The sequence below is a fragment of the Nonomuraea roseola genome, assembly GCF_039535395.1.
GTDB lineage: Bacteria > Actinomycetota > Actinomycetes > Streptosporangiales > Streptosporangiaceae > Nonomuraea > Nonomuraea roseola.
Genome location: NZ_BAAAXC010000012.1, coordinates 664,923 through 676,878 on the forward strand (window position 1 = coordinate 664,923; position 11,956 = coordinate 676,878).

An 11,956-nucleotide genomic window follows, 5' to 3' on the forward strand; every position below is an offset into this window, starting at 1 on the left:
CATGACGAGACCCCTGGTGGGCGGTCCTGACCTGGCGTCCCTCGCCCAGCACGGCATGTGGGTGACCGAGCGCTCAGGCGCGGCAGGCCCCACACCCCGGACGACACCACTGCCGGGGCATCCGGCGGTCTACCGCATGCCGTTGGCCGTCTGGTTCGACGGTCCGATGGAGGTCGGCAGGATGCTGGCCGCCTGCGGCGAGGTCGTGCGGCGGCACCCGGTCCTCACCTCCACCCTCGCCGAGCGCGACGGCGTCCTGCGCCTGCTGACCGGCACCGCCGAGGTGCCCGTCACGCTGGCCGAGGCGCCGGCCGACCCGCTCGACCTGGCGGGCGAAGGCCACCTCGACCTCGCCACCGGCCCCCTGGCCCGCTTCACGCTGGCGAGGACCGGGCCGGACCGGTACCTGCTGGTGTTCGCCGCCCACCACATCGTCTTCGACGGGATGTCCAAGGACATCCTGGTACGCGACCTGGCCGCCGCCTACGCGGGCGAGCCGCTGCCCCCGCTGCCCGTGCCGTACGGCGAGGCCGTCGAGGACGAGAACGCCCGCGTGCGTGACAGGCTCCCTGGCGCGGCGGAGTTCTGGCGTGCCCGCTGGCACGACTCCAGGGAGCTCGTCCTGCCGGGCCTGGGCACGCCCACCCTGCACGCCGCGCCTGGAGACGCCGTCGACTTCGTCCTCGGCGACGAGGTGGGGAGGACGGCCGCCCCGCTGGGACTGACCCGCTTCGAGGTGGTGCTGTCGGCGCTGCGGCTGCTGCTGCACGCGTACGGCAACGCCCGCGCCGCCGTGGCCGTCGACCTGTCCACCAGGACGGAGGCGACCAGGGAGCACATCGGGCTGTTCGTCAACGAGCTGCCCCTCGACGTCGTACCGTCGGGCACCTTCGCCGAGTTCGCCGCCGACGTGCGGGCGGAGCTGCGCCGGATGTACGCCTACAGGCACGTGCCGCTGGCCAGGGCGCTGGGCGGGGTGAGCCCGCGCGCGGCGCTCACCCCCGTGTCGCTCAGCTATCGCGCCAGGAGCGAGGCCGAGCCCGTCTTCCCGGGCCTGGCCGCCTCGGTGGAGTGGATGATGTTCAACGGAGCCGTGCGCAACACCCTGCACCTGCAGGTCGTGGACGGTCCCAGGGGGACGGCGGCCAGGCTGCAGTACAACCCCCGCCACCTCGGCAGGGCCGGCTGCGAGAGCGTGGCCGCGGACCTGACGGCGCTGCTGCGCGGCGTCGCCGAACGGCCGCACGCGCCGATCGACGACCTCCCGCTGCCTTCGAGGGTCGCGGGCGCGGCAGGCGGAACCGGTCTCCAACGGCCGAGAGCAGGAGGGACGGACTCCGGCCTGGTCGTGGCCGTGGGCGAGATCTGGCGGCAGGTGCTCGACCTCGATCACGTCGACCCCGGCGACGACCTGTTCGATCTGGGCGGCCACTCCCTGTCCATCACGCAGATCATCGCGAAGGTCAGGGACACGATGGCCGTCGATCTGCCGTTCGAGGTGTTCATCGACGATCCGACCGTCGAAGGCGTCGCCGCCGAGGTCGCCAGGCAGAGGAGCCTCGCATGAGGCCGCTGGAGGAGCCTCGCGTGAGCCAGGCGGAGGAGTCTCGCGCGAGGCCGGTGGAGGAGTCTCGCGTCAGGCAGGTGGAGGAGCCTCACGTGAGGCGGCGGGTGGCGGAGCTGGTCTCGCGTTCGACCGACGGTGAGCTGGAGGTCGAGGAGATCATGGCCGCCGACTGCTCGCTGACCGCCCTCGGTGTCGGCTCGCTCGCATTCCTGCGCCTGATCGACGCGCTGGAGGAGGAGTACGGCGTGCAGATCGACCTGGCGGCGCCCCCTGGCGCGCTCGACAGCCTGGACGAGATCGTCGCCCACCTCGGGGCGACGCGATGATCACAGAGGTGGGCCGCGAGAGCGTGGAGTTCACCGGCGAGCGGACGGCAGGCGCCCCGCTCACCTGGGGCCAGCAGTCCATCTGGCACTCCACCCGCTGGCTCGAGGACGGCGACCCGTACTTCAACCTGCCATGGGTGCTGCCCGTCCACGGCAGGCGCGATCTGAAGACCGTCCTTTCGGCGCTGGGCGCGCTGCTCGACAGGCACGAGAGCCTCCGCACCACCTGGGAGGACACCCCTCGCGGGCCGGTTCAGCAGGTGACAGGCCACGGCGAGCTGAGGGTCGAGGTGGTCGAGGCCGCGGAGGCGAAGCCCAGGGAGGCGGCCGCGACCGTGGCGGCCGAGCTGGCGGCCACCGGCTTCGACTACGCCCGCGAGCTGCCGCTGCGCTGCGCGGTGGTCTGCGACAGCGCCGGCCGTCCTGGCGCGCTCGCCTTCGCCCTGACGCACTTCGCGGTGGACGGCTGGGCGCTGGACCTGCTGGCCGCCGAGTGGCGAGCGCTGCTGACGGGCAGGCCGCTGCCCGCCCCCCTCTGGCATCCGCTCGACCAGGCCGCCTTCGAGCAGGGGGAGGGCGCGGCGCTGGGCGCCCGCTCGCTGCGCTACTGGCGCGAGGCCATGGACAGGGCGCCCGCCACGCTGTTAGGCGAGCGGAAGGAGCAGCCCGAGCGGCCGAGGTTCGTCAAGGTCGGCATGGAGTCGGCCGCGCTCGCGGCCGCCGCCGAGATCCTCGCGGCGCGCTGGGCGGTCAGCACCACCAGCGTCCTGGTCGCGGCCACCGCCGTCCTGCTCGGCGAGATGACGGGACAGCGTGACATCGCGCTGCAGTTCATCGTGGGCAACAGGCACGACCCGCGGATGCGCGCCATGGTCGGCACCGCCGTACAGGACGGGCTGTTCGTGGTCGCCATCCCCGACGGGCACGTCGCGGACGCGGCCAGGGCCGCGCACGCCTCGGCCATGGCCGCCTACCGGCACGCCCACTACGACCCCGCCGAGCAGCGGGCGCTGCGCGACGAGCCGGGCAGGCCCGACCTGTCGGCCTACTTCAACGACGTGCGGTCCTTCCCCGGCTGGCCGAACCGGCCGAGGGGACATCCCGCCGAGCTCACCGGCAGGACCAGGACCTTCCACGCGGGCGCGTGGGACGAGGTGGACGCCTCGTTCTTCCTGTCCACGGGCCCCGCGACCGACACCTGCCAGCTCTACCTGCTGACCGACACGGCCAGGCTGTCACGGGCGGCGGCCGAGGCGATGCTGCGGGCGATCGAGACGCTGCTCGTCACGAGCGTCACGCGGGACGTGCCGCTCGCCGGGATCGGCGGGCTCGGGATCTACGAGGAGACGCGATGAGCGACGACATGATGCTGGTGGTCGTCAACCACGAGGAGCAGTACTCCGTGTGGTGGGCCGACCGCGACCCGCCCTCAGGCTGGACTCCGACAGGCTTCGCCGGCACCAGGCAGGAGTGCCTGGACCACATCGCGACCGTCTGGACCGACCTGCGCCCGCTCAGCGCCCGGGGGACGGAGCGTTGATCTCCGCCGACCGGCGTCAGGAGCTGCTGGGCCGCCTGGCCGCGCTGCCGCCCGAGCGCCGAGCGGCCATGCGCAGGTCGCTCGGCTCGTCGAGGCCCGAGGGCAGGGTGTGGCCGCTGTCGTTCGGGCAGGAGCGGCTGTGGTTCCTCAGCAGGTTCGATCCCACCGACACCAGCTACCACGTGCCGTGGACCGTGAGGCTGCGCGGCCCCGCCGACGGGGGAGCGCTGGAGGCGGCGCTGGGCCGGATCGTCGAACGGCACGAGGTGCTGCGCACCAGGTTCGTGATGGAAGGGGACAGGCCTGGACAGGTCGTGCTGGAGCCTCGCCCTTTCGCGCTCGAACACCTGGATCCACGGCCCGATCCTGACGCCGCGGTGGCCGCGTACACGGGCAGGCCGTTCGACCTGCGCCACGACCCGCCGATCAGGGCGGCGCTGCTCCGCCTCGGCCATGACGACCACCTGCTGTCCATCGTGGTCCACCACGTCGCCGTCGACGGCTGGTCGCTGGACGTCCTGATGAGGGAGCTGGCCGCCTGCTACGAGGCGGCGAGGCGGGGCGGGGAGCCTGAGCTGGCCGAGCTGCCCCTGCAGTACAAGGACTACGCGGTGTGGAGCAGGGAGCGTGCGGACGGCGAGGGCGGCGGACACCTCGGCTTCTGGAGGGAGAGGCTGGCGGGAGCGCCCGTGCTGGACCTGCCCACCGATCGTCCCCGCCCCGCCCGGTGGACGGGCAGGGGCGGACGGTGCCCCCTCACCCTGCCCGACGCGAGGACGGCCAGGCTGGAGGCCCTCCTCAAGGGCGAGCGGTGCACGCTGTTCATGGGCCTGCTGGCCGTCTTCCACGCCGTGCTCGGCAGGGCGGCGGGCCAGGACGACGTCTGCGTCGGGGTGCCCGTCGCGGGCCGCGACCGCACCGAGTTCGCGCCGCTGATCGGCTACTTCTCCAACACGCTGGTGCTCCGAGGCGACCTGTCGGGCGATCCCTCCCTCCGTGAGCTGCTGCGCCGAACCAGGGTCGCGACCCTGACCGCGCTCCAGCACGCCGAGGCGCCGTTCGAGCGGGTGCTCGCGGCGGCAGGGACGCCGCGCGACCTCAGCAGGCCGCCGCTGTGCCAGGCGATGTTCAACCTCTCGCACCACCTGCCAAAGGCCGACCTGCTGCGCGCCACGATGGCCGACCTGTCCGTGGCCGTGTGGCCGCCGCCGCAGGGGGGCCGTACCAAGAGCGAGATCTCGGCCGATCTGTACAGGGGGCCCGAAGGACTGGGCGGGTGGCTGGAGTTCAACAGCGACCTGTTCTCCACGCGGCGGGCGGAGGGGCTCGCGGCGGACTTCGCCGCACTGGCCGGACGGCTGGCCGACGAGCCCGACCTGCGGCTGTCAGAGCTGAAAGGACGATCGTGACGACGCTGGAACTGCTCAGGCACAGGCGGGCGGAGGCCCCTCGGGCCGTCGCCGTCAGCGGCGTGGACGGCGAGCTGACCTACGAGGAGCTGCTCGGCCGCGCCGACGCCCTGGCCGGGCTGCTGCGCGAGCACGGCGTGCGGCCGGGGGTGCCCGTCGGGCTGTGCATGCCGCGCACCACCGGCATGGTCGTGGCGCTGCTGGCCGTATGGGCGGCCGGCGGCGCGTACGTGCCGCTCGACCCCGGCTTTCCCGCAGGACGGCTGCGGCTGATGCGCGAGGACGCGGGCGCCGGCCTGGTGCTGACGCAGGAGGGCGTGGACCCGAGCCTGCTGGCGGGCGCGTCCACGACGCTGACCCTCACCCCGGGCGGAGAGGCTGCCACCACGGGGCGCCTCCCCCTGGTGGAGGAGCAGGGCGACCTCGCCTACCTGATCTACACCTCCGGCTCGACCGGCAGGCCCAAGGGTGTGGCGGTCACGCACCGCGCGGTGACGAACCTGATCGAATCCTTCACCGGCCTGCTCGGGCTCAGCTCACGCGACGTCTGGCTGGCCGTCACCACGCTGTCGTTCGACATCTCCGTCCTGGAGCTGCTGCTGCCGCTCGCGTGCGGCGCGCGGGTCGCCCTCGCCTCCGCGGCGGAGGCCGCCGACGGCAGGGCGCTGCGCGCCCGCGCCCTCGCCGAGGGCGCCACGGTCATGCAGGCGACCCCCTCGGGCTGGCGGATCCTGCTGGAGGCGGGCGTGCCCGAGGGTGTCGGCCTGCGCCTGAGCGGCGGCGAGGCGCTGCCGAGAGACCTGGCCGACCGGCTGCTGGAGGGCGGCGCCCGGCTGCTCAACGTGTATGGCCCGACCGAGACCACGGTCTGGTCCACCGCGGGCGACGTCGCGCAGGGCGCGGGCCCCGTCGACCTCGGCCTGCCGATCGCCCGCACCCGGCTGCACATCCTCGGCCCCGACGGCAGAGCCGTACCTCCCGGGGAGCAGGGCGAGCTGCACATCGGCGGCGACGGTCTGGCCAGGGGCTACCACGGCATGCCCGCGCTGACCGCCGCCCGCTTCCTGCCCGACCCGTTCTCGAGCGAGCCAGGCGCCCGCATGTACGCCACCGGCGACCTGGCCACGCGCACCCCCGACGGCAGGCTGCACTATCTCGGCAGGGCCGACCAGCAGGTCAAGATCCGCGGCTTCCGCATCGAGCTCGGCGAGGTCGAGAGCGCCCTGCGGGCCGCCCCCGAGGTACGGCAGGCCGCGGCCCGCGTGCACGAGGGCCCCGACGGGCAGCCCAGGCTAATCGCCCATGTGGTCCCGAACGAGCCGTGCGAGGCGGAGGAGCTGTGGCCCGCGCTGCGCGAGCGCCTGCGCGCGGTTCTTCCCGAGTACATGGTCCCCGGCCGCCTGGTCGTCCTGGCCGCGCTGCCCCTCACCCCCGGCGGCAAGCTCGACAGGAACGCGCTGCCGCCCCCCGACTGGTCCCGCGCGGTCGCCGCCGCCTACCGGGCGCCCACCACCCCTGTCGAGGTCGAGCTGGCCGAGCTGTGGGCCGAGGTGCTCGGCCTCGGCCAACCCGTCGGCGTGGACGACGACTTCTTCGACCTCGGAGGGCACTCGCTGGCCGCGGGCCGCATCATCGCCAGGATCCAGTCGAGGTTCGCCGTCGAGGCGCCGATTCTCGCCCTCTTCGAGAACCCGACCGTCGCGGGCCTCGCCCGCGAGCTGGACCACCTCGACGACAGCGGGCTCGACCTGGCCACCGTCGCCGCGCTGCACGACCAGCTCGACGGGCTCAGCGCCGAGGACCTGGACGCGCTCTTCGACGAACTGGCGCAGGGCTCGTGAAGGCGCCCCTGTCGCCCGCGCAGGAGCGGCTCTGGCTCCTGCAGCGACTCGACCCCGACGACGCCGCGTACACGATGTACCTGGTGCGCCGCCTGCGAGGTGCCCTCGACAGGGCCGCGCTGACCAGGGCGTTCGGGCAGGTCGTGGCGCGCCACGAGAGCCTGCGGACCTCCTTCGCCGAGCAGGACGGCGTGCCGTGGGCGATGGCCGAGCCACAGGGAGCGTCCGTGCCGCCCGTCGAGTGGCTGCCCTCGGCAGGCGAGCGTGAGGCCGCCGAGCTGGTCGCCGAGCGCGTCAACGCGCCGTTCGACCTGTCCGAGGGGGTCCCGCTCAGGATCGCGGTCGTCAGGCTCGCCGACGACGACCACGTCCTCTGCCTGACGCTGCACCACATCATCGCCGACGGCACCTCGCTCAACCTCCTGCTGGACGAGCTGGGCGAGTGCTACGGAGCCGCCGTCGAGGGCCGCGCGCCGGTCCTGGCGAAGTTGGGAGTACGGCCGAGCGACTACGCGCGCTGGCAGCGGCACAGGGCCGAGCGGGCGGCGCCGTACTGGCTGGAGCGGCTGGCCCGCCCGCCCGTCACGGAGCTGCCCTTCGCCCGCGCCCGCCGGTCGGGAACGGGGGCCTTCCACACGGTCCGCGTCGACGCCGGCCTCGCCGGGCGCGTCGAGCGGCTCGCGGGACGGCACCGCGCCACGCCCTTCATGGTGCTGACCGCCGCCTACCAGGCGCTGCTCTCGCGACACAGCGGGCAGCGGGACCTGCTGGTCGGCGCGGTCTTCGCAGGGCGCGACAGGGTCGAGCTCGAACCGGTGGTCGGCTACCTCGCCCAGACCGTCGTCCTGAGAGCCGACCTCGCCGGCGACCCCTCCTTCGCCGAGCTCCTGACCAGGACGAGAGCGGACGCGCTGGCCGCCATGGGCAGGCCGGGCCCGCCGTTCGAGCGGCTCCAGCTGCCCGTGGACGCGCTGCTGCCGACCATGCTCGTCCTCCACGACCGCGTCTCGCCGCCCGCCTCGTTCGGCGGGCTGGAGGTGTCGGACTTCGCGGCGGGATACCGGCAGGCGAAGGTCGGGCTGCTGGTGGAGGGGGCGTGGGACGACGGCGGTCTCGCGCTCACCTTCTGCCACGACACCGGGCTGCTGGAGAGGGCCGAGGTGGAGTTGCTGGCCGCCAGGTTCGTGCGGCTGCTGGAGTCCGCGGTGGACCGGCCGCACGAGGCCCTGTCCGACCTGCGGATCTGGACGGACCAGGACGAGAGCGCCATCAGGGCCCTCGTCTCCCCTCGCCCCGCTGCCCGCGAGGACGCGCGCGGCGTGCCCGAGCTGATCGAGGCGTCGGCGCGCGGACGGCCGGAGGCTCCCGCCGTCCTCTGCGGCGAGCGGACCGTCACCTACGGCGAGCTGTGGGCGTGGGCGGGAGAGCTGGCCGCGGCGCTGAGCGGGCACGGCGTGCGCGAGGGCGACGTGGTGGGGGTGTGCCTGCCCCGCTCCGTCGAGGCGATCATCGCCCTGCTGGCCGTCTGGCGGGCGGGCGCCGCCTACCTGCCGCTCGACCCTGACGATCCGCCCGAGCGGCACGCGCGGGCCCTGGAGACGGCGGGGGCCGCCCACGTGGTCTCCAGGATCGGACTGCCCGGCGACATCCAGGTGATCGACCCCGCGACCCCGCACCCGAAGGCCCCGCACCCGAAGGCCCCGCACCCGAAGGCCCCGCGCCTGGGGCCGCCGCAGGGGCCGCCCGCGCCACCCGGTCCCTCGTCGGCGGCTTACGCGATCGCCACCTCGGGCTCCACGGGTCGTCCCAAGACCGTCCTGGTCGAGCACGGCGCCCTCGCCGCGCGCGTGCGCTGGATGCGCGAGGAGTACGGCCTGACACCGGCCGACCGCGTCGTGCAGTTCGCCTCGCTGAGCTTCGACGCCCACGTCGAGGAGATCTTCCCCGCGCTCGCCGCGGGAGCCTCCCTCGTGCTGCTGCCCGAGGGCGCCACCGGCCTGCCCGACGTGCTCGGCAGCCCGGCGGGCCGCGGCGTCACCGTGCTCGACCTGCCCACCGCCTACTGGCACGGGCTCACCGAGGCCGCAGACGAGGTGGCCTGGCCGCCCGGCCTGCGGCTGGTGATCATCGGCGGCGAGCAGGCCGACGCCGCCGCCGTGGCCCGCTGGCGCGCAGGTCCCTGCCGGGCCGTACGGCTGGTCAACACCTACGGCCCGACGGAGACCACCGTGATCGCCACCGCCGCCGACCTGGGCGCGGACGACGCGGCGCGCAGGCCACCGATCGGGCGGCCCATCGCGGCGACGTCGGCGCTCGTGCTCGACGGGCGCGGCCGTCCGCTTCCCGCGGGAGTGGCGGGCGAGCTGGTCGTCGGCGGCGCGGGCGTGGCGCGCGGCTACCTCGGCCGCCCCGATCTGACGGCCGACCGTTTCGTCCCCGACCCTTCGGGACACGGCGCGCGACGCTACCGCACAGGCGACAGGGCCCGCCTGCGCTCCGACGGCTCGCTGGAGTTCCTCGGCAGGCTCGACGACCAGCTCAAGGTGCGCGGCGTGCGCGTCGAGCCGGGTGAGGTCGAGGCCAGGCTGACCGAACATCCAGGGGTCGGCGCGGCGGCCGTCACCGCCAGGGGCGACGACCTGGTGGCCTACTACACGGGCGCGGCCGAACCCGCCGAGCTGCGCGCCCACGCCGCCCGCGCGCTGCCGCGCGGCCTGGTGCCCACCCAGTGGGTACGGCTGGACGCGTTGCCGCTGACGACCGGCGGCAAGCTCGACAGGGCCGCGCTGCCCGAGCCGTCACGCACGCGGACGGCGGACGGCGTCGCTCCACGCACCGAGACCGAGCAACTGGTCGCGGACGTCTGGGCGGGGCTGCTCGGACTCGACGAGCTGGGCGTCTTCGACGACCTCTTCGAGCTGGGCGCCCACTCGCTGCTGGCCACCCGCCTCGCGGCCAGGCTGCGCTCGATGCTCGGCGTCGAGGTGCCGATCCGCGCCGTGTTCGAGCGGACGACCGTCGCCGCGCTGGCCGAGGTCGTGGAGGAGCTGTTGCTCGAGGAGATCGCGGGCCTGACCGAGGAGGAGGCGCTCGACGTGCTGACCGGACAAGTGGGAGCGCTCCCGTGCGGAGAGGGAGGCTCCTGATGGGAGAGAGCGTGACGATCGTCGGCGCGGGACTGTCGGGGTCGCTCCTGGCGATCCTGCTGGCCAGGCGCGGCCACCGGGTCGAGGTCTTCGAACGGCGCGGCGACCCGCGCGCGGGCGCCCACGACGCGGGACGGTCGATCAACCTCGGGCTCTCGGCCCGCGGCATCATGGCGCTGCGCAGGGCGGAGCTGTGGGAGGAGGTCAGGCCCCTCACCGTGCCGATGCGCGGACGACTCGTCCACAGACGGGGCAGGCCGCCCGCCTTCCACGCCTACGGCAGGGACCCCGCCCAGATCCTCTACTCGATCAGGCGCGACGCCCTGGCCACGCTGCTCGTCTCCCGGGCCGAGAAGGAGCAGGACGTGCGCTTCTTCTTCGACACCCGCTGCCTCGCCGTCGACAGGGAGCGGGCGGCGGTCACGGTCGAGGGGCAGGCGGGGCCCCGCGAGGTGCGCGCCGACTTCGTGGTGGGCGCCGACGGCGCGTTCTCCGTGGTGCGCGCAGAGACGCACAGAGGACTGCCCGCCGACTTCCGCCAGGAGTTCCTCGACTGGGGGTACAAGGAGCTGACCATCCCGCCCGCACCCGGCGGCGGCCCGCGCGTGCCGATCGAGGCGCTGCACGTGTGGCCCGGCAGCGAGGGCCTGGTCGTCGGCCACCCCAACCTCGACGACTCCCTCACCTGCACGCTGTTCATGGCTCACGACAGGCTCGCCGCGCTGACCGGCGAGGACGAGGCGGAGGCGCTGTTCCTCGAGCACTTCCCCGGACTGCTCGATCTGGTCCCCGACCTGGCCGGCCAGGTGACGGCCGGGCCCGTCGGCCACCTGGTCACCGTCCGGACCTCGCCGTGGCGGCATCGTGACCGCGTCGTCCTGGTCGGCGACGCCTGCCACGCCGTCTACCCCTTCTACGGCCAGGGCATGAACTCCTCCTTCGAGGACTGCGTCGTCCTGGACGAGCGCATGGCCGCCCACCCCGGCGACCGCGCCGCGGCCTTCGCCGCCTACCAGGAGCTGCGCAGACCGCACACCGACGTGCTGGCCGAGCTGTCGGCGCAGAATTTCCTCGAACTGCGCGACGGGCTGCGCTCGCCGCTCCATCTGGCCAGGAAGAAGGCCGACCGCGCGCTGCACAGGCTCTTCCCCCGCGCGTGGGTGCCGCTCTACACGCTGGTCTCGCACACCACCACGCCCTACGGCGACGCGCTGCGCAGAGCCCGTGTCCAGGACCGCGTCGCGGGGGCGGCGGTCCTGGCGGGCACCGCGCTGCTGGCGGCGGCCGCCCTCCGTGGCGTACGGCGGGCTCGCGGCGACAGGAGGGGTCCTTCGTGATCACCCATCCCGAGGACGAGTCGATGATCCTCTTCGAGGCGGCGGACCTGGTCCCCGCAGGGCCCGCCGGCGACGGCCGGGCGGGCGAGCTGCTGCGCCTCCACGGCGACGAGCTCAGGGCCGTCGTCACGTGGGCGCGCGAGTACCTGTGCAGGCCGCATCCCGAGCTGGGACGCAGGGGGGCCGTCTGCCCGTACACGCAGGCCTCGCTCGACAGGGGGGCCTTCCTGCTGGCCGTACTGCCGGGCAGGCCCGCAGGGGTCGCCGAGCTCACACGGGTGATCGAGCGGCACAGGGACTGGTTCGCCGAGCTCGCGCCGAGGGAGCGGCCCGAGTCCCTGCACAGCACCATCCTGGTCCTCCTGCCGGGCATGGCCGACGACCTGGCGGCCATCGACGCGGCCCAGGCCGAGCTGAAGGACGAGTTCGTGCCCCACGGACTGATGATCGGAGAGTTCCACGACGGCCCTCCCGACAAGCAGGGGCTGTGGAACGCGGCGTTCAGGCCGCTGCGCAGCCCGGTCCCGATGCTGGTGATCCGGCACATGGTCGCCACCGACCTGCCGTTCCTCATGACCGACGCCGCACACCTGTCGGCCTACAGGCGGGTCTTCGGCGACCACGTTCCCGCGCACCTGCGGGAGCTGGCCGAGAGCGTGGTGAGCGAGCCGTGACAGAAGCGTCGCCGAAACTCCCCGGACGCCCTGGCGGACTGCCCGAGGGGGCTCTGGCCAGGCTGATCGAGCGCAGGAAGGGGGTGGGCATCCCCAGGCGCGAGCCTGGCCTGGCC

General features: G+C 74.1%; 9 protein-coding genes. All 9 read left to right on the forward strand.

Annotation, left to right across the window (positions count from 1 at the left end; all coding sequences use genetic code 11):
- The first annotated feature begins 1 nt into the window (after nucleotide 1).
- The 9 genes from ABFX55_RS15225 to ABFX55_RS15265 are packed head-to-tail and all read left to right on the forward strand — an operon-like array spanning nucleotide 2 to nucleotide 11,840.
- A complete protein-coding gene (locus ABFX55_RS15225; protein ID WP_346121493.1) occupies nucleotides 2–1,567 on the forward strand; it encodes a condensation domain-containing protein in 1,566 nt (521 codons plus the stop codon).
- A complete protein-coding gene (locus tag ABFX55_RS15230) occupies nucleotides 1,564–1,893 on the forward strand; it encodes an acyl carrier protein (RefSeq protein ID WP_346121495.1) in 330 nt (109 codons plus the stop codon). The genes ABFX55_RS15225 and ABFX55_RS15230 overlap by 4 nt, the downstream gene beginning before the upstream one ends.
- Nucleotides 1,890–3,248: a condensation domain-containing protein gene (locus tag ABFX55_RS15235; protein WP_346121497.1), complete on the forward strand. Its 1,359-nt coding sequence runs from the start codon at nucleotides 1,890–1,892 to the stop codon at nucleotides 3,246–3,248. Before ABFX55_RS15230 ends, ABFX55_RS15235 begins: the two co-directional genes overlap by 4 nt.
- On the forward strand, nucleotides 3,245–3,433 hold the full coding sequence (locus ABFX55_RS15240; RefSeq protein ID WP_183659639.1) for an MbtH family protein: 189 nt from the start codon (nucleotides 3,245–3,247) through the stop codon (nucleotides 3,431–3,433). Before ABFX55_RS15235 ends, ABFX55_RS15240 begins: the two co-directional genes overlap by 4 nt.
- A complete protein-coding gene (locus tag ABFX55_RS15245; RefSeq protein WP_346121499.1) occupies nucleotides 3,430–4,842 on the forward strand; it encodes a condensation domain-containing protein in 1,413 nt (470 codons plus the stop codon). The genes ABFX55_RS15240 and ABFX55_RS15245 overlap by 4 nt, the downstream gene beginning before the upstream one ends.
- The gene (locus tag ABFX55_RS15250; protein WP_346121501.1) at nucleotides 4,839–6,683 is read left to right on the forward strand and encodes a non-ribosomal peptide synthetase; all 1,845 of its coding nucleotides are present in this window, start codon (nucleotides 4,839–4,841) and stop codon (nucleotides 6,681–6,683) included. The genes ABFX55_RS15245 and ABFX55_RS15250 overlap by 4 nt, the downstream gene beginning before the upstream one ends.
- Nucleotides 6,680–9,829, forward strand: coding sequence for an amino acid adenylation domain-containing protein (locus ABFX55_RS15255; protein WP_346121503.1), 3,150 nt, complete (start codon nucleotides 6,680–6,682; stop codon nucleotides 9,827–9,829). Before ABFX55_RS15250 ends, ABFX55_RS15255 begins: the two co-directional genes overlap by 4 nt.
- Nucleotides 9,829–11,166: an FAD-dependent oxidoreductase gene (locus ABFX55_RS15260; RefSeq protein WP_346121505.1), complete on the forward strand. Its 1,338-nt coding sequence runs from the start codon at nucleotides 9,829–9,831 to the stop codon at nucleotides 11,164–11,166. The genes ABFX55_RS15255 and ABFX55_RS15260 overlap by 1 nt, the downstream gene beginning before the upstream one ends.
- Nucleotides 11,163–11,840, forward strand: coding sequence for a DUF6875 domain-containing protein (locus tag ABFX55_RS15265; protein WP_346121507.1), 678 nt, complete (start codon nucleotides 11,163–11,165; stop codon nucleotides 11,838–11,840). The genes ABFX55_RS15260 and ABFX55_RS15265 overlap by 4 nt, the downstream gene beginning before the upstream one ends.
- Nucleotides 11,841–11,956: the final 116 nt, after the last annotated feature.

Excerpts from the sequence above, each read along its gene's own strand:
- ABFX55_RS15225 (WP_346121493.1), top strand. The coding sequence starts at position 2 with ATGACGAGACCCCTGGTGGGCGGTCCTGACCTGGCGTCCCTCGCCCAG.
- ABFX55_RS15230 (WP_346121495.1), top strand. The coding sequence starts at position 1,564 with ATGAGGCCGCTGGAGGAGCCTCGCGTGAGCCAGGCGGAGGAGTCTCGC.
- ABFX55_RS15235 (WP_346121497.1), top strand. The coding sequence starts at position 1,890 with ATGATCACAGAGGTGGGCCGCGAGAGCGTGGAGTTCACCGGCGAGCGG.
- ABFX55_RS15240 (WP_183659639.1), top strand. The coding sequence starts at position 3,245 with ATGAGCGACGACATGATGCTGGTGGTCGTCAACCACGAGGAGCAGTAC.
- ABFX55_RS15260 (WP_346121505.1), top strand. The coding sequence starts at position 9,829 with ATGGGAGAGAGCGTGACGATCGTCGGCGCGGGACTGTCGGGGTCGCTC.